The 18,222-nt window shown below is 56.5% G+C and carries 19 protein-coding genes and 1 tRNA gene; 11 read left to right on the top strand and 9 right to left on the bottom strand.

Features of this window, described 5'->3' with window-relative positions; all coding sequences use genetic code 11:
* The first annotated feature begins 9 nt into the window (after positions 1–9).
* Both Q1K76_RS08560 and Q1K76_RS08555 read left to right on the top strand, forming a co-directional pair.
* Positions 10–528, top strand: a complete 519-nt coding sequence (locus Q1K76_RS08560; RefSeq protein WP_087408312.1) for a gamma carbonic anhydrase family protein — start codon at positions 10–12, stop codon at positions 526–528.
* 264 nt (positions 529–792) lie between these two features.
* A complete protein-coding gene (locus Q1K76_RS08555; protein ID WP_087408311.1) occupies positions 793–1,854 on the top strand; it encodes a YeiH family protein in 1,062 nt (353 codons plus the stop codon).
* A 175-nt stretch (positions 1,855–2,029) separates the two neighbouring features.
* Here Q1K76_RS08555 and Q1K76_RS08550 read toward each other — a convergent pair whose 3' ends face one another.
* The 9 genes from Q1K76_RS08550 to ribD form a co-directional block, all read right to left on the bottom strand.
* Positions 2,030–2,566, bottom strand: coding sequence for a S4 domain-containing protein (locus Q1K76_RS08550; RefSeq protein ID WP_258327045.1), 537 nt, complete (start codon positions 2,564–2,566; stop codon positions 2,030–2,032).
* Positions 2,567–2,586: 20 nt separating this feature from the next.
* Positions 2,587–3,432 carry a glutamate racemase gene (gene murI, locus Q1K76_RS08545; protein WP_258327044.1) on the bottom strand — a complete coding sequence of 282 codons (846 nt, stop codon included), beginning with the start codon at positions 3,430–3,432 and terminating at the stop codon, positions 2,587–2,589.
* Positions 3,433–3,510: 78 nt separating this feature from the next.
* Entirely contained in the window at positions 3,511–4,026 is a 516-nt protein-coding gene (locus Q1K76_RS08540) for an OmpH family outer membrane protein (RefSeq protein ID WP_087408310.1), read from the bottom strand.
* A 53-nt stretch (positions 4,027–4,079) separates the two neighbouring features.
* The gene (locus Q1K76_RS08535; protein WP_087408309.1) at positions 4,080–4,595 is read right to left on the bottom strand and encodes an OmpH family outer membrane protein; all 516 of its coding nucleotides are present in this window, start codon (positions 4,593–4,595) and stop codon (positions 4,080–4,082) included.
* Positions 4,596–4,750: 155 nt separating this feature from the next.
* Positions 4,751–7,387, bottom strand: coding sequence for a POTRA domain-containing protein (locus Q1K76_RS08530; protein WP_300132581.1), 2,637 nt, complete (start codon positions 7,385–7,387; stop codon positions 4,751–4,753).
* A 33-nt stretch (positions 7,388–7,420) separates the two neighbouring features.
* Positions 7,421–8,158, bottom strand: coding sequence for an isoprenyl transferase (locus Q1K76_RS08525; RefSeq protein ID WP_087408308.1), 738 nt, complete (start codon positions 8,156–8,158; stop codon positions 7,421–7,423).
* Between the two features lie 5 nt (positions 8,159–8,163).
* The gene (locus Q1K76_RS08520) at positions 8,164–8,838 is read right to left on the bottom strand and encodes a porin family protein (protein WP_258327042.1); all 675 of its coding nucleotides are present in this window, start codon (positions 8,836–8,838) and stop codon (positions 8,164–8,166) included.
* An 86-nt stretch (positions 8,839–8,924) separates the two neighbouring features.
* Positions 8,925–10,418 carry a DUF6242 domain-containing protein gene (locus tag Q1K76_RS08515; protein ID WP_300132577.1) on the bottom strand — a complete coding sequence of 498 codons (1,494 nt, stop codon included), beginning with the start codon at positions 10,416–10,418 and terminating at the stop codon, positions 8,925–8,927.
* 287 nt (positions 10,419–10,705) lie between these two features.
* Positions 10,706–11,758: a bifunctional diaminohydroxyphosphoribosylaminopyrimidine deaminase/5-amino-6-(5-phosphoribosylamino)uracil reductase RibD gene (gene ribD / locus Q1K76_RS08510; protein ID WP_300132575.1), complete on the bottom strand. Its 1,053-nt coding sequence runs from the start codon at positions 11,756–11,758 to the stop codon at positions 10,706–10,708.
* A 117-nt stretch (positions 11,759–11,875) separates the two neighbouring features.
* Between ribD and prmC the strand changes: the two genes are divergently transcribed.
* The 9 genes from prmC (at position 11,876) to Q1K76_RS08465 (ending at position 18,159) form a co-directional block, all read left to right on the top strand.
* Positions 11,876–12,736: a peptide chain release factor N(5)-glutamine methyltransferase gene (gene prmC / locus Q1K76_RS08505; RefSeq protein ID WP_300132572.1), complete on the top strand. Its 861-nt coding sequence runs from the start codon at positions 11,876–11,878 to the stop codon at positions 12,734–12,736.
* The gene (locus Q1K76_RS08500) at positions 12,729–13,196 is read left to right on the top strand and encodes a regulatory protein RecX (RefSeq protein WP_087408303.1); all 468 of its coding nucleotides are present in this window, start codon (positions 12,729–12,731) and stop codon (positions 13,194–13,196) included. The genes prmC and Q1K76_RS08500 overlap by 8 nt, the downstream gene beginning before the upstream one ends.
* The gene (locus tag Q1K76_RS08495) at positions 13,193–13,888 is read left to right on the top strand and encodes a ComF family protein (protein WP_300132569.1); all 696 of its coding nucleotides are present in this window, start codon (positions 13,193–13,195) and stop codon (positions 13,886–13,888) included. Before Q1K76_RS08500 ends, Q1K76_RS08495 begins: the two co-directional genes overlap by 4 nt.
* 87 nt (positions 13,889–13,975) lie before the next feature.
* Positions 13,976–14,629: an orotate phosphoribosyltransferase gene (gene pyrE, locus Q1K76_RS08490; protein ID WP_087408301.1), complete on the top strand. Its 654-nt coding sequence runs from the start codon at positions 13,976–13,978 to the stop codon at positions 14,627–14,629.
* On the top strand, positions 14,626–15,057 hold the full coding sequence (locus Q1K76_RS08485; RefSeq protein WP_087408300.1) for an SRPBCC family protein: 432 nt from the start codon (positions 14,626–14,628) through the stop codon (positions 15,055–15,057). The genes pyrE and Q1K76_RS08485 overlap by 4 nt, the downstream gene beginning before the upstream one ends.
* A 56-nt stretch (positions 15,058–15,113) precedes the next feature.
* Entirely contained in the window at positions 15,114–16,463 is a 1,350-nt protein-coding gene (argH, locus tag Q1K76_RS08480; RefSeq protein ID WP_300132565.1) for an argininosuccinate lyase, read from the top strand.
* A 4-nt stretch (positions 16,464–16,467) separates the two neighbouring features.
* Entirely contained in the window at positions 16,468–17,460 is a 993-nt protein-coding gene (locus Q1K76_RS08475) for an aldo/keto reductase (protein ID WP_300132562.1), read from the top strand.
* A complete protein-coding gene (locus Q1K76_RS08470; RefSeq protein ID WP_087408297.1) occupies positions 17,457–17,942 on the top strand; it encodes a hypothetical protein in 486 nt (161 codons plus the stop codon). The genes Q1K76_RS08475 and Q1K76_RS08470 overlap by 4 nt, the downstream gene beginning before the upstream one ends.
* A gap of 141 nt (positions 17,943–18,083) precedes the next feature.
* Positions 18,084–18,159 (top strand) — tRNA-Gly (locus tag Q1K76_RS08465).
* Positions 18,160–18,222 lie beyond the last annotated feature (63 nt).

Genomic DNA, 18,222 nt, shown 5'->3' with positions numbered 1-18,222 from the left:
AGATTCGATATGGCACTTATAAAATCTGTGCGGGGCTTTACCCCCAAGGTCGGCAAGAACTGCTTCCTGGCCGACAATGCCGTACTCATAGGCGATACCGTCATCGGTGACGAATGCAGCATCTGGTTCGGAGCCGTGTTGCGGGGCGATGTCAACTCGATACGCATCGGCAACCGGGTGAACATTCAAGACGGTGCGGTACTGCATACCCTCTACGAAAAATCGACAATCGAGATTGGCGACGACGTGTCGATAGGCCACAACGTGACCATACACGGAGCCACCATACACAACGGAGCCCTCATAGGCATGGGCTCGGTCGTGCTCGACCATGCCGTAGTGGGCGAAGGCGCCATTGTGGCTGCCGGTGCAGTAGTGCTGAGCAAGACGGTTATCAAACCGGGCGAACTCTGGGGCGGGACTCCGGCCAAATTCATCAAGATGGTCGATCCCGAACAGTCGAAGGAAATCAACCAGAAGATTGCCAAAAACTACCTGATGTACTCGACCTGGTACGAAGAGGAGTAACCCCTACCCTTCAACCCATACACCGAGGGGCTGCCTTTGCGGGCAGCCCCTCGGTGCGTTTAACCCGGGAGCAGGCGGGGCATAACCTCTGGTTATAGATTATAACTACAAAGAAATCATAACTTTTGAAATAAAAACCTACCTTTGCAGCGCGAAACCGGAAAACCACCCGACGGGTAAATGTGTTTTCCCCGGGAAACGGCCCGGTCTGTTTCGCCGCTCAAGTCAATAATACAAAACAAAACACTCTAATATTCAACTGTTATGATCAGCGAAAAACAAGGAAACGTACTTCATGGTATTCTATTGATTGTACTCTTCTCGTTTTCGGCTTTCTACATCGCCGAGATCCAGTTTATAAAAAATCTCTCGCTCAGTCCGCTCATCGTGGGTATCGTATTGGGCATGCTCTACGCCAACAGCTTGCGCAACCGGCTGCCCGAGACCTGGGTGCCGGGTATCAAATTCTGTTCGAAACAGATTCTGCGCGCCGGTATCGTACTCTACGGTTTCCGCCTGACGCTGACCGATGTGGCCGCCGTAGGTCTCCCGGCCATTCTGGTAGACAGCATCATCGTTTGCGGCACCATCTTCCTGGGCATCTTCCTGGGCAAGCTGCTGAAGATAGACAAAGACACCGCCCTGATTACCTCTACCGGCAGTGCCATCTGTGGTGCAGCTGCCGTACTCGGTGCCGAGCCGGTTATCAAGTGCGAAGGCCATAAGACCGCCATCGCCGTGTCTACCGTAGTCATTTTCGGAACCATTGCCATGTTCCTCTACCCCATCATGTACCGCTCAGGACTGCTCTCCAGTCTGTCCGATACCCAGGTAGCCATCTACACGGGAAGTACCTTGCACGAAGTGGCCCACGTTGCCGGTGCAGGCAATGCGATGGACCCCACCGATACGCTGGGCATTGCCGGTACAGCCACCATCACCAAGATGATTCGTGTCATGCTCCTGGCCCCCGTATTGGTCATCATGAGCTTCGCCCTTGCCGGACGTAAAAAAGTATCAGCCGACGGCACAGTGGCCAAGAGCAAGATTACCATTCCCTGGTTTGCTTTCGGATTCATCGGCATCATCTGCCTGAATTCCTTGCTCCAGTACCTCTTCGATGCCCCGACCGTAAAAGACATTCCCCTGAACGGAGCCATCGAATACCTCGATACTTTCATGCTGACCATGGCCATGACGGCACTGGGCGCCGAGACCAGCATTGACAAGTTCAAGCAGGCAGGAGCCAAACCTTTCATTTTGGCCTTCGGGCTCTTCATCTGGCTGGTGGGCGGTGGTTACCTGCTGGTTAAATGGCTGGTCTAAGCAAGCCACTTTCTTCTCAAGGAAAAGGAGATCTCAAGATAAAAAAACAATCCCCCTTGCCGGAAGCATGTAGCTCACAGGCAAGGGGGATTGTCGTATAGGTTCGTTTCGCAGCACAAGGGGGCTCAAGGGCCGCCCTTCTCCAACATCGGAAACCGGCACGGCCTCATGGCCATCAGCCCCGACGGCGTTTCTCGTCGGGACGGTTCTTGGAGGTTGTGCCCCGGCCCCGTGTATGGTCGGCCGAAGCACTACGCCCGGCAGCATCTTTCTTGTCGACACGCTCGGCCCGAGGTTTGGCCGGTTGTGCTCTGCGACGGCCCGACTCGTGAGCAGCAGCCGGAGCGGCATGACGGGTGCGACGCCCGCCTTGCGAATCGCTCTCGCGCCCCTCTGCAGCCCGATTGCGCGCCGGACGGTGGGTCGACCGCTCCTCGGCAGCCTCGGCCCCGAACGAGCTGTTGCGGCGCGACGAAGCCCCGTAACGGCGCAACTTGTACTCGCGCTGTTCCATGGGGATGTAGTGCAGCGGTTCGCCGTCGATTTTCACCTTGTCGCCCTCTTCGACCCGGCTTCCCAGTGTGGCCAGATGGCCGTTGATGGTGACCCGTTCGTCGGTAATGAGTTTGTCGGCCTCCCGGCGGGAGCAGAAGCCCGAGTCGCTGATGTATTTGTTGAGCCGGATACCCGGCAGAGTCTCTTTCTTTGCCATAGTCATAAAATATTTTTCAGTTATCCCAATACAATGTGTTCGGCCTCTACCGGCTCGTGAAGGAAGAGCGTAGCCGCCTCGGAGAATTTGCCGGTTGCCTCGGTGGTGAGGTAGCGGCAGTGGCCACCCTTCGAGCAACGGGTCTCAATCTCGGGGTGACGGTGCAAATAGTCGGCCAACCGGTCGGTTACCAGCGGCCCCTGTACCACCACCGATACCGACGGGGGCAGGTATCTCCTGATCTTATCGAGCAACAACGGATAGTGGGTGCACCCCAGCACCACCGTATCGATGGCGGGCGACTGGGCCAGCAGTTCGTCGATGTACTTCTTCACGAAGTAATCGGCACCGGGACCCTGCGCCTCGTTGTTCTCGACCAGCGGAACCCACATGGGGCAAGCCTGTCCGTAGACCTCGTAACCGGGGTACATCTTCTTGATTTCCATCTCGTACGACCGCGACTGTATGGTACCCGGCGTAGCCAACACACCTATGTGGCCGGTGCGGGTAAGCTCGGCCAGCGCCTCGACGGTGGGGCGTATCACCCCCAGCACCCGACGATCGGGAGCAATGCGAGGCAAATCGTTCTGCTGAATGCTGCGCAGCGCCTTGGCCGAAGCCGTATTGCAGGCCAGTATCACCAGCGAACACCCCTGATCGAAGAGGTGCAGCACCGCCTGCTTGGTAAACTCATAGACAATCTCGAACGAACGTGTACCGTATGGCGCCCGGGCGTTATCGCCCAGATATAGGTAGTCGTACTGGGGCAATCCCCGACGCACCTGCTCGAGTATGGTGAGGCCGCCGTAACCCGAGTCGAAGACCCCGATGGGGCCCATCGTCGTATGCTCTTTGTTTACATTCATCTCTGTTCCCGTATATATGGAAAAAGGATGATAAGTTACATTATCACCCTTTTATACAGTCCCTCGACGAGGGAATAATTATTTCAAGCCCAATTTGGCTTTTACCAACGGAGTTACATCTTCGCTGGGAGCACCTTGATAGATAACAATCGGGTAAGCCAAGTCGAAGATATAGGTGTATTTGCCTTCGGCACCTACCGACTTGATGGCGTCCATCAGTTTCTGTTGGATAGGAGCGAAGAGGGCCTCCTGCTGTTTCTGGATATCTTGAGCGGCCATTTCGCGGAAGCTCTCGATACGCGATTGAGAATCCTGAACCTCTTGCATGCGACGGGCACGGATTGTCTCGGGAATCGTGTCGCCCAAAGCCATATACTCTTTATATTTCTTGGTAAACTCTTCCTGAATCTTCATGAATTCATCCTCATACTTCTTGTTAATATCTTGAAGAGTCTTCTCGGCAGTTGCTTTCTCGGGCATCAGCATGAAAATCTCCTGAGAATTTACGGTACCGAATTTAAGGGCCTGTTGCGCTTGTGCCATGAAGCTCAGCGAGCAGAAGCACACAGCAGCAAAAAGAAGTTTTTTGATCATACTATATTTTTGTTTTTATTGTTAGTTACGAATAACAGTGCAAAAGTACGCAATTATTTTGAATATCCTAACTTTGCGAGCACTTCATTACTAATATCTATCTTGGGTGAAGCAAAAATGATATTGGGCGACGAAGCTCGGTCGATAACCATCGAGTAGCCTTTCTCCTCCGAAATTTTCTTGATGGCATTGTAAATGTCGTCCTGGATAGGTTTCATCAGACTCTCGCGTTTTTTGAACAGTTCGCCTTCGGGGCCGAAGTATTTCCGACGCAACTCTACCACCTCGGTCTCCTTGTCGCGAATCTCCTCTTCGCGTTTCACCTTCATGTCTTCGGTCAGGAACACCAGGTCCGACTGGTAGTTCTGATACATGGTCTTGGCCTCGGCCGCCTTGTCGTCGCACTCTTTTTGCCAGCGTTGCGACACCTGGTTCAACTGCTCGTTGGCCATCTCGTACGAAGGTATGTTCTTGAGAATATACTCCATATCGATCAACGCATATTTCTGGGCTACCGACGAAGCGGCAAAGGCTATCGCCGCGATCGCCAAAAGAACTATTCTTTTCATATCACATTTCAGGGTTTTAGTTATACATTTCTACGTTCTCGGGGAGAGACCGAACCAATCACCACAGTCTCCGAAAAATAAAGATAGCGCGATTCTGGTAAACCGCGCCATCCTTTTAGAGCATTTAACACAAAATATATCTGTTTTTTCACAAATTAAAATTCCTGACCCAGGATGAAGTGGAAGTGGCCTCCACCGCGTTCGCCCTGTACCTTGTCGAAACCGTAGGCCCAGTCGATACCCATCAGACCAATCATCGGCAGGAAGATGCGCACACCCACACCGGCCGAACGTTTCAGCGAGAAGGGGTTGAAATTCTCGAGCTGGGTCCAGGCATTACCGCCCTCGACAAAGGCCAAACCGTAGATGGTCGATGAGGGTTGCAACAGGAACGGGAAGTGCAACTCCATCGAGAAGCGGGTATAGGCACGACCGTCGGAGTAAGGCGTCAGAGAACCGTTGTCGTAACCTCTCAAACCGATAGTCTCGGTAGCGTAGGTGTAGGAACCGGTCATACCGTCACCACCCACATAGAAGGTTTCGAAGGGGGTCTGCTTGTATCGGTTGTAGGCACCCAGCAAACCGAAGTCGGCGCGACCCATGAGCACCAGCGTATATTTCTCCGAGTTGTTCAGCGGCGTATAGACGCGGCTCTTGAACTTAATCTTGTAATACTCGATCCAGCGGTAGAGTTTCTCGCGGTCGGCTCGCGACGAGCTTTCGTAGAGGCTCTTGTAGTCGGTCTTGGAGAAGAGCGAATAGGGCGGCGTGAACTGGGCCGAGAGGGTGAACTGCGAACCGCGGCGGGTGTAGATGGGGTTGTCGATAGAGCTACGTCCCAAGGTCAGGCCCAGCGTGAAGCTGTGCGAGGTACCGTTCTGCATGTAATAGAGATACTCCCAGTTCTTGAGGATATAGGCCTGATAACCAAGCTCGGCCATGAAGGTGAAGTAGTCGTCGGGCCACTCCAACCGTTTACCGAAACCGAACGACACGCCCACCATCTGCAACGACTTGTTGGGGTCGAGCGCATTCTCGTAGGCATTCTGGTAATAGTCGTTGTAGTAGTTATTGTAGTAGCTGCCGTAACCGCCATAGTAACCGCCATACAACGCATTGTTGTAAATGCTGTTGTAGGCATTGCTCAGGAACGAGCTCTCGATACCGGTCTGGCGGCTGTAATAGGCCGAGAACTGGAACGAGTTAGGACGCTTGCCACCGAACCAAGGGTCGTAGAACGAGATGCTGTACTGCTGATAGTAGCGGGCATTGGTCTGCGCACTGATGGTGAAAGTCTGTCCGTCGCCCTGCGGGATAATACCCTTGAACGATTTGGGGTTCAACAGGTTCTTGATGGAGAAGTTGGTGAATTTGAGACTGAGTTTACCAATTACACCCGTCTGGCCCCAACCGGCCGAGAATTCAATCTGGTCGTTGGCCTTCGACTCGAGGTTGTAGATAAGGTCTACCGTACCGTTCTCTTCGTTGGGCTCGGGTTTGATGTCCATGGTCTCGGGGTCGAAGTGACCGGTCTGGGCAATCTCACGGGCCGAACGCATGAGGTCCGACTTACTGAAGAGTTCGCCCGGCTTGGTACGCAGCTCACGACGGATAACGTGCTCGTACAGACGGTCGTTACCGTTGATGACCACCTTGTTGATGCGGGCCTGCGGACCCTCGAAGAGGCGAATCTCCAGGTCGATGGAGTCGTTCTGTACATTCCCCTCGATGGGCACCAGCTGGAAGAAGAGGTAACCGCGGTCCATGTAGAGGTTGGCCACGGCATCTTCGTCCTCCATGGTCCGCTTGTTGAGCATCTTCTGGTTATAGACATCGCCCGGCTTCATGCCCAGCACGGCCGAGAGGTAGTCCGAGGGATAGATGGTGTTGCCCACCCAGTCGATGTTGCGGATGTAGTATTTGTCGCCCTCGTCGATGGTGAGGTAGACGTCGACGGTCTTGTCGTTGTAGCGTACCACGCTGTCGCTCACAATGGTTGCATCGCGGTAGCCCAGCTCGTTGTACTTCTCGATAATGAGGTTCTTGTCGTTTTTGTAGTTCTCCTCGACAAATTTCTTGGTACGGAAGAGGTGGAGCAGGTTGCCCTTCTCGTTGGTCTTCTTCATAGCCCACTTGATCTTCCGGTCCGAGAGAGCCTGGTTGCCCTCGATGTATATCTTGTGAACTTTGATTTTCTCTTTCTTGTCGATGTAGATATCGACGATTACCTCGTTTTCGTGGGTGAGGTCATCGGTCTGCCGGATGTTTACCTCGGCATTCTTGAAGCCCTTCTCCTCGAAATGTTTCTTGATGATGGAGGTGGCACGGTCGACAATGTTGGGGGTAATCTGGTTACCCTTCACCAGCCCCAGACGCATCTCCAGATCTTCGCGCTCGCTCTTCTTGAGGCCGTGGTAATTGATTTGCGAGATACGCGGCTGTTGCTTGAGCTGAATTTCGATCCACGCCTTGTCGCCATAGGTCTTGGTCAACTTGATGACCACGTCGGAGAAGAGGCCCTGCCGCCAGAATTTCTTGGCAGCATCGGTAATGGCGTTACCGGGAATCTCGATTACCTGTCCCACCTCGAGCCCCGAGTAACCGATGAGCACATAGTCCTCGTAGTTGGGTGCACCGGTCACGGTAATACCGGCAATTTCGTATTTCTGCGGAATAGCCGAGTAGACAACTTTGGGGTTGTATATCGTGTCGAGCTTCTCTTCATTCTGTGCGGTTGCCGCCCATGAACACAAAGACAATGTCAAAAAGACGGCCAGATACCTTAAAGGCATATTATACTGTATTTTCAAGTTCAAATTCTTCATTTATAGTTGTTCACTCGTTTTGCCGAACCGACGTTCACGCGACTGGTACTCGACAATGGCCTGGTAGAGGCTCTCGCCGGTAAAGTCGGGCCAATACTCCTCGGTAAAATAGAACTCGGCATAGGACAACTGCCACAGCAGGAAGTTACTGAGGCGTATCTCGCCGCCGGTGCGGATGAGCAAATCGGGGTTGGGCATGTCGGCCGTGGTCATGTAGCGATCGAGGGTTGTCTCGGTGATGTCGTCGACAGCCAGACGACCGGCCTCGACCTCCCGGGCAATGCAGCGGGCGGCACGGGCAATCTCCCACCGCGACGAGTAGCTGAGAGCCAGATTCAAGACGATGCGTTTCCCGCCCGAGGTGTCGCTGATACACTTCAACAGACGGGCTTTGACGTCGGCCGGCAGACGGTCTATGTCGCCGATGACCGACAGGCGCACCCCCTTCTCGATCATGCCGGGGGTCTCGCGTTCGATACCGAAGACCACCAGAGCCATCAGGGCGTCGACCTCGGCTTGCGGCCGGTTCCAGTTCTCGGTCGAGAAGGCATATAGCGTAAGGTACTGTACCCCCACCTCGGCGGCGGCATCGGTAATTTCGTGGACTACGTCGAGTCCCTTGCGATGGCCCTCCGAGCGATCCAGTCCCCGCTCTTTGGCCCAACGGCCGTTGCCGTCCATGATAATGGCGATGTGCTTAGGCACACGAGTACGATTTATCTGCTCTGCGTATGTCATGTTTTTCAACGATTATCGTTGTTACAAATTTCTTTCTTGCGGCCAAATTCATACGTGATCGAAAACAACGTCGTTGAAAACCAATCGGTATTCTTCAGCACGCTACTCTTTATATTGTAGGGGTCGCTCAATGACTTGCCGTCGAAGCTGTCGCCCAACGTCTTGTGCATGGCAAACTCCAAACTTATGTTCCAGCGCGGGGCTATCTTGTATTTCACCCCTACTCCTAACGAACCGTCGACACTCACGTAACCACTCTCGACGGTCGAATATCCTACACCGGCCCCGGCCAGCAAATAGGGCGACAGGCGCTTGGTACCCAGATAGGAGTAACCCATTCCGTAGTTGAAAAAGTTGAACTCTATCTGTCCGCCCAACCGGTATTGCCAACTCTCGAACGAATAGTCGCTCCCGTTGGGAAACCGGTTGTCGAAGTCGCGGGTATCGCCCGAAAACTGCATGGCCGAAAAATCGGTCTTGACAGCCCACCGGTAGTTGAGCAAAAAGCGGAAGACCCCGCTCACCGCCACTCCCGGCCGGTGCCACGGCGACACTTGGTTCGCATCGCCCATATAACAGCTTATGCCTCCGGCCAGACCCGCATCGAAGCGGTAGTCTTGTGCCGACACGGCGGCCGTGCAACTGATCAACATCACTAATATCGGAATTATTCTTTTCATGTGCGCGCCATTTTTACATGCCTACATACATAAAACGGAATAATCCGATGAAAAGTATATGTCCCGTTCACTCTCCCCCATCGCTATCAAGGTATAGGCGGATACCGCAGGCGTCCTATCGCGCCCCGCCATATCTGGTTGTAGACGGTACCCGAGTTGTTTTCTCCACCAAAGATATAGATGTAGGGAATCTTGTAATCGTCGTTGGCTCGCGTGGTGGCCATACCGGCTACCTGACGCACGGGCATGAATCGCCACAGCGGCGATGCCTTCTGTGAAGCGCTGAAGTCAGAGCCGATGACCAGCACCGAGGCAAAGGCCCGCGGATTGATATAGGAGGGCATGGCCAGCGATTCTGGGGCTGCAGTCCACGTATTGCCGTTGTTGACCGACACATATACCGAGTTGGCCACCCCTTCGGCTTCGCGGCCGCCGATGACAATCCACGAGGTGTATTGGGTCGTAATCCAATATTCGTTGGTCGTAAAGGTGAAATAGGGGAAGAGCAACGCTCCCTCGCAGGGTTTTATCGACCCGGCGAGCTGTGCCCAAGCCTCACCGTCGTAACCCCAGGTGGCTCCCGTCAGGCGGTTGTTGGCCGTGCGGCCGCCAATCATAATCGACTGGGGGGTATTCAGGTCGTACTCCGACACGAAGGTAACCATCTGGCTGCTGCCCGTAACGGGGAAGTTTTCGGGTACGGGATAGGGGGTGAAACCCTCGGGACGCGGATAGCAGTCGTGTTTGTAGACGCCATTGTCCAGGACGACACCCAGCACGCGCGATTTCCACGAGCCTACCAGCGAGTAGAAACTTTGGCCTGTTGCGGTCCAGTTCGCACCATCTTCCGAGCGATAGAGCTCGCCGCTCTGGTCCAGCATATAGAGGGCGTCGTCGGTCGCCTGAACCGACTGCACTTTGGGTGTAAAGGCAGTCACCGTCTGCGAAGTCCACTCGCCGGCATAGGGATCGTCGGTCATATATACGGTACAAGTCGAATTGGACTCGATAAACGAATAGGCTTTCCCCTTAAAGTAGACCGCCTTCTGCGCCGTCACGGCAACACCTTCGCCACACGGCAGCGGCTTCACCCCGAAGGGGGCGTTCCAGTAGAGCGAGTCGGGGTCCATCTGATGCACGTTGACCTTCAGCGAATACCACTTCTCGGTCACCCCGTTCTGAGCGGTCACTACCAGCGACACCTTCGATGTAAAGTCAATCGAGTCGGTAGGCGAAGCCAGATAGTCGATGGTATCGTTTTTGGTGGCATCGCCGCGATCCATGATGATTTTTGCCTGTGCCACGTTGTCGAACGAAATGTTGGCAATCAAGGCCGATACGTCGGTACCCACCGGCAGGGAGTCGGCATTGAAAATCTGCCCACCGTTCAGGTCGATGGTGAAGAATACGGTATCGAGATTGGCCAACACCGAGTCGTTGGCTGCCAAAGAGAAGCTGGTAACCCGCACACTCTCCGAGATGGTATAGGTTATCTCCTCGTCATCGGTAGAGTTGCACGAAATGCCAGATAAAAACAGAGCGGCTATACACAGAAAAAAGTATATTTTTTGCGTCTTCATCAACTGATATGCGTTACAAGTTTGCAGTTACAATCGGCAAATTTAGCAACATTTTTTTCTTTGCATACTACAAACTCCGATAATTATAATTATTTATGGATAAGCCTCTACTTGTCGCTTAGGCTTTTCCGAGTTCAAAATGGCGAAAGGTGAACGTATGGGCAAACACTTCGAATTTGTTATGCCCAACCGCATCCGGTTTCCGTGAAACAAAAATAGCAAAAACAGCAAGGCCGCACGCACAATTTTAGACAAACCGCACGATTCGCCGGGTGAACGGTTGCTTTTTACCTATTTTCGTACCACTCGATTCGGGCCCGGCCGCACCACTCTGTCCGTTGCGGTAGCCGACCCATCGACGGGGCGGCCACACCCTGCTCCAACACGAGGGGGCCGGTCTCAACACGGGCCTCGTCCCAGTGGCCCGCGTCGATAAACGACTGTAACAGAGCAGCCCCACCCTCGACTACGAGATGCTGCAGGCGACGACGATATAGCTCGTCGAGCAGGGCCGGTATCAATGCCTCGCCAAAGGGCAGGTGCACCACCTCGACCGACGACGGCAGCACCGGGTAGTCGGTCTCCGGGCCGGTCACCACGAGCGTAGGCAGGCCGTCGGTAAAGAGTTGCCGGTCGGCCGGCACGCGGGCATGCTCGTCGAGCACGATGCGCAGGGGCGAACGTCCGGGCCAGAGGCGCGTCGTGAGCGAAGGGTTGTCGGCTATGGCCGTGCGGGTTCCCACCAGAATAGCGTCGGACTCGGCCCGCAGGCGGTGCACCCACACGGACGAGACATCGTCCGAGATACGGGCCGCCGGTTCACCCGGCTCACGCACCCGGTCGATGAACCCGTCGCTGCTCTGCGCCCACTTGAGGGTGACGAAGGGGCGGTGGCGGGTCTGAAAGGTCATAAAGGTACGGTTCAACGCCAGACACTCGGCCTCGAGCACGCCGGTAATCACCTCGACGCCCGCCTCGCGCAGCCGGGCAACACCTCGTCCCGACACGGCCGGGAAGGGGTCGAGACACCCCACGACCACCCGCGGAATGCGTTTGGCCACAATCAGTTCGGCACAGGGCGGTGTCTTCCCGTAATGCGAGCAGGGCTCGAGCGATACATACAGGGTCGACTGGGGCAACAGCGACTCGTAGGCCACCGAGGCGATGGCGTTCACCTCGGCATGAGGCTTGCCGTAACAGCGGTGATACCCCTCGCCGATGATGCGCCCCTCGTGCACCACCACCGCCCCCACCATGGGGTTGGGAGCCACATGGCCGCGCCCCAGCGAAGCCAGTTGCAGGCACCGGCGCATGAAAGCAGAATCTACATCTCTATCCATATCTTGAACTTTTTTATTTACCTTTGCCACACACCGAGACAGCGACACCCCGGCACGGCAGCCATCGGCAGCAGGTTTTACGGGTCTGTATCGCCTCGGTTCCTAACAACTGTCAACATGCAACCGAGTATCAACCTCCTGCGCCACACCCTCCAGGGCATCTATCCGCCCGGCGAAATCAACGGCTTCATCCGGCTGATTTTCGAGGCACTGTGCGACTATACCCCTACCGATATACTGCTCCGCAAAGATACGATTTTATCTGAGGATATGCACCGAAAAATCGAGGAGATAGCCAGTCGGCTCGCCCGGCAGGAGCCTATCCAGTACATTCTGGGCTATGCCTGGTTTTGCGACCGCCGCTTCTACATCGCCCCCGGCGCGCTCATTCCCCGCCCCGAGACCGAAGAGCTGGTGCGCCTCATCATCGACGAGAACCGCAGCCGCCCGCTGCGCATCGCCGACCTGGGTACGGGCAGCGGCTGCATTGCCGTCACCCTGGCTCGGGAGCTGCCCCAATGCCGGGTCGAAGCGTGGGAACTCTCGCCCGAGGCCCTGGCGATTGCCCGCCGCAACGCCGAGCTCCAGCAGGTGACGGTCGACTTCTACCAGCGCGACATCCTCCACTACGACCTCTCGCAACTCACGCCCGGTTCGCTCGACCTCATCGTGAGCAATCCGCCCTACATCTGCCGGAGCGAAAGCCGGGCCATGAGCGAAAACGTGCTGGGCTACGAACCGCACGAAGCCCTCTTCGTCCCCGACGAGACCCCGTTGCTCTTCTACGACAAGATAGCCCGCGACGGTCTCACCCTGCTCTCGCCCGGCGGCCGCCTCTACTTCGAAATCAACGAGGCTCAGGGCCCCGCCTGCGCCTGCATGCTGGAGCGCCAGGGCTACGAACAGATACGCATCATACACGACCTCTACGACAAAGACCGGTTTGCATCGGCCATAAAACCTCACGCTCATGGCTAAAATACTGACACCCCCCGAAGCCCTGCACCGGGCCGCCGCCCTCTGCTCATCGGCCGAACACTGCACGGCCGACATTCGTGAAAAACTGGCCCGATGGGGCGTGACCGAAGCCGACAGCCGCACCATCATCGACCGGCTCGTGCAAGAGCGGTTTATCGACGAGCAACGTTACGCCGTGGCCTTCGTCAAAGACAAATTCCGCTTCTCGGGATGGGGCCGCATCAAGATGCGCTACGCCCTGCAGCAGAAACGCATCGACGGCAGCGACATAGACCACGCCCTCGCCACCCTCGACGAGGAGCAGTACAACGACCGTCTGCTCGAACTGCTGCAAGCCAAATCGCGCTCGATTCGCGACGACGACCCCGAAGCCCGACGGGCCAAACTCTTCCGCTTCGCCACCTCCCGGGGATTCGAATCAGCACTTATTTTCAACGCATTAAAACAGGTCGTGCCATGAAACGACTCCATCCGCTCGACGACCTGCTCGACCTCTTCTTTCCGCGCCTCTGCCCCGTCTGCCTGCGGGCCATGAACCGCGACGAGCGGGGGCTCTGTACCGGCTGCCTGCACCGCCTGCCCCGCACCGGCTACCACCTCGACCCACTCAGCCCCATGGCCCAGCTCTTTCTGGGCAAGATTCCCATCGAGCGATGCGCCGCCTTCTTCCACTTCACCACCCCGGGCGACGTGAGGCAACTGATACACCACATCAAATACCACGGCGGCAAACGGTGCGGCCTCGTACTGGGCGAAATCTTTGCCCGCGAGTTACAGCCGCACCGGTTCTTCGACGGCATCGACACACTGGTACCCGTGCCCCTGCATCCCGCCAAACTGCGCCGCCGGGGCTACAACCAGAGCGAATGGATAGCCCGCGGCGTGGCACACGCCACCGGCATAGAACTCTGCACCCGTTGGCTGCAGCACACCCGCGACTCCCACTCGCAAACCCGCAAGGGCATCTACGACCGCTGGCTCGACACCCACTCGGCCTACGACGCCCGGCTGGCTCCCGACCTGACCGGCCGCCACATCCTGCTCGTCGACGACGTGGTGACCACCGGCGCCACCCTCTTGGCCTGCTCCCAAGCACTCCACGCCCACGGCGAGCCTCGCATCAGTTGCCTCACCCTGGCTGCCGCGCAGTAAATATTTTCATATTTTTAGATTCCATTCGGCCGTTTATCTGCTATTTTTTTTACCTTTGTCTTTCGATTATCCTAAATATTATTCGTCATGAAAACGGTAGAACGATTACTGGCCGAGAAACTCTTAAAAATCAGAGCCATCAAACTGCAACCCGAGAATCCTTTCGTATGGGCATCGGGCTGGAATTCACCCATATACACCGATAACCGCCGTACCCTCTCCTACCCCGAGGTGAGAAGTTTCATCAAGGTAGAACTTTGCCGGGTTATTATGGAAAACTTCGGCTCGGCCGATGCCATTGCCGGCGTAGCCACAGGCGCCATTGCCCAAGGTGCACTGGTAGCCGACACACTGGGGCTGCCCTATGTATATGTGCGCTCGGCACCGAAAGACCACGGACTCGAGAACCTCATCGAGGGTAACCTGGTTCCCGGACAAAAGGTAGTCGTTATCGAAGACCTCATCTCGACCGGCGGCAGCAGTCTGAAAGCAGTCGAAGCCATCCGCAACGCCGGCTGCGAAGTCATCGGTATGGTAGCCATCTTCACCTACGGCTTCCCCGTTGCCACGCGCAAGTTCAAGGCCGCTCAGGTAGAACTGATTACGTTGAGCAACTACAACGCCATGCTCGAGACGGCTCTCGAGACCAACTATATCAAACCCGAAGACCTCGAGACTCTGCAAGAGTGGCGCAAAGATCCCTCGAGCTGGCAAGGTCCCAACAACACGCCCGCCGTATGACCAGCAGTTTCGAAAGTAAAACGGTGCGGATTGCCCACGCCGTAGAGAAGGTGTATGCCCTGCTCTCCGACCTCTCGAACCTCGACCGCTTCCAAAGCGTGTTGAATGCGCCCGAAAACCAGAACAAACTCAAGATTACGGGATACGACAGCGACAGCCTCTCGATCGAGGTGAGCCCCATCGGCTCGGTCACCTTCCGCATCGTAAACCGAGAGCCCAACAAGACCATCAAGTTCGAGGCCGAAAACTCGCCGCTGCCCCTCAACCTGTGGATACAGTTCGTACCCACCGGCGAGTGCGAGACCGCATCGCGCGTTACCGTCAAGGCCGACCTCAATCCCTTCATCAAGCCCATGGTGTCGAAACCCTTGCAAGAGGGAGTCGACAAAATGGCCGACATGCTGGTGGTGCTCCCCTACGAGCAATAATCAGGGGGGGCAGTCTGCCCGCAATCTATTTGTAGAATCTTAAAAACGTAACTCGAATGGCACAGAAACTTTGGGAAAAATCGGTACAGGTCGACCACGACGTAGAGCGATTCACCGTAGGCCGGGACCGGGAAATGGACCTCTATCTGGCCCCCTACGACATTCTGGGCTCGCTGGCTCACATCAACATGTTGCAATCCATCGGGCTCCTCTCGGCCGACGAGCTGGAGAAGCTGACCGCCGAGTTACGACACATCTACGCCGAAACCCAGTCGGGGCAATTCACCATCGAAGAGGGGGTCGAGGATGTGCACTCGCAGGTCGAGCTGATGCTCACCCGCCGGTTGGGCGACATGGGCAAGAAGATACACAGCGGACGCTCGCGCAACGACCAGGTGCTGGTCGACCTCAAGCTCTTCACCCGGGCCCGGCTGCAACATACCGTCGAGGGGGTAGAGACGCTGTTCAATACGCTCATCGACCAAAGCGAACGGTACAAACAGGTACTCATGCCGGGCTACACCCACCTGCAGGTGGCCATGCCCTCGTCGTTCGGCCTCTGGTTTGCGGCATACGCCGAGAGCCTGGTCGACGACCTCATCGTCATGCAAGCCGCCTACCGGGTGTGCAACCGCAACCCGCTGGGGTCGGCTGCCGGATATGGTTCGTCGTTCCCCCTCGACCGCACCCGCACCACCGACCTGCTGGGATTCGAGTCGATGGACTACAACGTGGTGTATGCCCAGATGGGACGCGGCAAGACCGAGCGCATCGTCGCCTCGGCCATCGCCTCGATAGCGGCGACGCTGGCCAAACTGGCCTTCGACGCCTGCCTCTACAACTCGCAAAACTTCGCCTTCATCAAGTTGCCCGACGCCTTTACCACCGGCTCGAGCATCATGCCCCACAAGAAGAACCCCGACGTATTCGAACTGACCCGGGCCAAATGCAACAAGCTGCAGGCCCTTCCCTACCAGATTACACTCATCGCCAACAACTTGCCTTCGGGCTACTTCCGCGACCTGCAAATCATCAAGGAGTTGTTCCTCCCCGCCTTCGACGAACTGGACGACTGCCTGCACATGGTCAACCAGATGATGTCGCAAATCGAGGTCAACACCCACATCGTCGACGACCCGCGCTACAACCTCATGTTCAGCGTCGAGGAGGTGAACCGCCGCGTACAGGCCGGTGTCCCCTTTCGCGATGCCTACAAGCAGGTGGGGCTCGAGATCGAGGCCGGGCACTTCACCCCCGACAAGCACATCGTCCACACCCACGAAGGCAGCATGGGCAACTTGTGCAACGACCGCATCACCGCCCTCATGCAGCAGACGGTCGCCAGTTTCGACTTCGCTCGCGCCCAGGAGGCCGAAGCCCGGCTTCTCGGTCGCCAAAACTCATAGGCCTATGGATTACCAACCGCAACCCGACCGCTACACCAACGGCATGATTTATCGCCGTTGCGGAAACAGCGGCATACAACTGCCCGTCATCTCGCTCGGATTCTGGCACAACTTCGGTCACATCGACTCGTATGCCACCCAACTCGAGATGGTCAAATATGCCTTCGATCACGGCATTTGCCACTTCGACCTGGCCAACAACTACGGCCCGCCCGCCGGCAGCGCCGAGGCCAATTTCGGCCGCATGATGAAACAGTGCTTCGCCGCCCACCGCGACGAGATGTTCATCACCTCGAAAGCCGGTCACGACATGTGGCCCGGCCCCTACGGCGGCAACAGCTCGCGCAAGAACCTCATGGCCAGCATCGACCAAAGTCTGCAACGCATGGGGATCGACTACGTCGACCTCTTCTACAGCCACCGCTACGACGGGGTTACCCCCATCGACGAGACCATGCAGGCCCTCGTCGACATCGTGCGCCAGGGCAAAGCGCTCTACATCGGGCTCTCGAAATACCCCATCGACAAGCTGCTCTATGCCCTCAACTACCTGCACACCGCCGGTGTACCCTGCCTGGCTTATCAGGACCGCTACAACATGTTCGACCGCCACGTCGAGGAGCATCACCTGCAACTCTGCGCCTCCAAAGGTATAGGCGTCGTAGCCTTCTCGCCGCTGGCCCAAGGCATACTCACCGGCAAATACCTGCACGGCATCCCGGCCGACTCGCGTGCCGCCCGCCCCGAAGGGTATCTGAAGACAACCGATGTCACCCCCGAAAAGATAGCTCGCGTGGCCCGGCTGAAAGCGATAGCCGACCAGCGGGGACAAACCCTCTCGCAACTGGCCCTCGCCTGGGTATTGCGCCAAAGCGAAGTGAGCACCGTAATCGTGGGCGCCCGCAACCTCGACCAGTTGAAGGACAACCTGCACGCCACCACGGCCCTGTCGCTCACGGACACCGAAACCGAAATGATAGAGGAGATACTGAAATGAAACGATTGCAACACCTACTCCTACTCCTGCTCGCCTTGGCCGCCGTTGCCTGCGACGGAGGCGACCGCGACCGCATACCCGCCGCAGCCGTGCGGGTCGAGTTTGCCAGCCAGGCCATGTGGGACCAGTATGGCGTAAGTGGCAGTTTCATACACCGCCGCTTTATCCTCAGCCAGAAACTCCCCGCCGGATTTCCCTACAACCTCTCCTCGGCTACCGGCTACGGAGGACTCATGCTCGTGACCAACGAGCACGCCATCCCCTTCGTCTACGACCTCTGCTGCCCTGTCGAGATAAACCCCAACATCCGCATCGAGTTCGACGAAGACAACTTCTGCCTGCGTTGCCCCAAATGTGGCTCTACCTACGACATCTCGACCGGTGGCCCCATGACCGGCGCCGCCAAAGACGGTCGCTACTTCTTGCAAAGCTACCAGATAGCTCCCTACGGTACCGCCGGCGGGCAGCTCATCTTCCGCTAACCTGCACACCCGGTACAGTGCGCCCGGACTTGGCTTGTGGGGCCGGGTCACCTCACCACACGGGTAATGTCCGACGGGAACAGATTTTCGAGTCGTAATTTTGCAGAACCAAAAAAGCATTTTATCTTTGCAATCGCATTTGCGAAAATAGCTCAGTTGGTAGAGCACAACCTTGCCAAGGTTGGGGTCGCGGGTTCGAGTCCCGTTTTTCGCTCCAAGGCTGCCCGAATGGTGGAATGGTAGACACGAAGGACTTAAAATCCTTTGGCCATTGCGGCTG

Origin of the sequence: uncultured Barnesiella sp. (assembly GCF_946496565.1) — a bacterium.
Lineage (GTDB): Bacteria > Bacteroidota > Bacteroidia > Bacteroidales > Barnesiellaceae > Barnesiella > Barnesiella merdigallinarum.
This window is presented reverse-complemented; position numbering and strand designations above follow the sequence as displayed.

Bases quoted from the DNA above. Each gene is read 5' to 3' on its own strand.
- Q1K76_RS08560 (WP_087408312.1), top strand. From the start codon at position 10: ATGGCACTTATAAAATCTGTGCGGGGCTTTACCCCCAAGGTCGGCAAG.
- Q1K76_RS08555 (WP_087408311.1), top strand. From the start codon at position 793: ATGATCAGCGAAAAACAAGGAAACGTACTTCATGGTATTCTATTGATT.
- Q1K76_RS08550 (WP_258327045.1), bottom strand. From the start codon at position 2,566: ATGGCAAAGAAAGAGACTCTGCCGGGTATCCGGCTCAACAAATACATC.
- murI (WP_258327044.1), bottom strand. From the start codon at position 3,432: ATGAATGTAAACAAAGAGCATACGACGATGGGCCCCATCGGGGTCTTC.
- Q1K76_RS08540 (WP_087408310.1), bottom strand. From the start codon at position 4,026: ATGATCAAAAAACTTCTTTTTGCTGCTGTGTGCTTCTGCTCGCTGAGC.
- Q1K76_RS08535 (WP_087408309.1), bottom strand. From the start codon at position 4,595: ATGAAAAGAATAGTTCTTTTGGCGATCGCGGCGATAGCCTTTGCCGCT.
- Q1K76_RS08530 (WP_300132581.1), bottom strand. From the start codon at position 7,387: ATGCCTTTAAGGTATCTGGCCGTCTTTTTGACATTGTCTTTGTGTTCA.
- Q1K76_RS08525 (WP_087408308.1), bottom strand. From the start codon at position 8,158: ATGACATACGCAGAGCAGATAAATCGTACTCGTGTGCCTAAGCACATC.
- Q1K76_RS08520 (WP_258327042.1), bottom strand. From the start codon at position 8,838: ATGAAAAGAATAATTCCGATATTAGTGATGTTGATCAGTTGCACGGCC.
- Q1K76_RS08515 (WP_300132577.1), bottom strand. From the start codon at position 10,418: ATGAAGACGCAAAAAATATACTTTTTTCTGTGTATAGCCGCTCTGTTT.
- ribD (WP_300132575.1), bottom strand. From the start codon at position 11,758: ATGGATAGAGATGTAGATTCTGCTTTCATGCGCCGGTGCCTGCAACTG.
- prmC (WP_300132572.1), top strand. From the start codon at position 11,876: ATGCAACCGAGTATCAACCTCCTGCGCCACACCCTCCAGGGCATCTAT.
- Q1K76_RS08500 (WP_087408303.1), top strand. From the start codon at position 12,729: ATGGCTAAAATACTGACACCCCCCGAAGCCCTGCACCGGGCCGCCGCC.
- Q1K76_RS08495 (WP_300132569.1), top strand. From the start codon at position 13,193: ATGAAACGACTCCATCCGCTCGACGACCTGCTCGACCTCTTCTTTCCG.
- pyrE (WP_087408301.1), top strand. From the start codon at position 13,976: ATGAAAACGGTAGAACGATTACTGGCCGAGAAACTCTTAAAAATCAGA.
- Q1K76_RS08485 (WP_087408300.1), top strand. From the start codon at position 14,626: ATGACCAGCAGTTTCGAAAGTAAAACGGTGCGGATTGCCCACGCCGTA.
- argH (WP_300132565.1), top strand. From the start codon at position 15,114: ATGGCACAGAAACTTTGGGAAAAATCGGTACAGGTCGACCACGACGTA.
- Q1K76_RS08475 (WP_300132562.1), top strand. From the start codon at position 16,468: ATGGATTACCAACCGCAACCCGACCGCTACACCAACGGCATGATTTAT.
- Q1K76_RS08470 (WP_087408297.1), top strand. From the start codon at position 17,457: ATGAAACGATTGCAACACCTACTCCTACTCCTGCTCGCCTTGGCCGCC.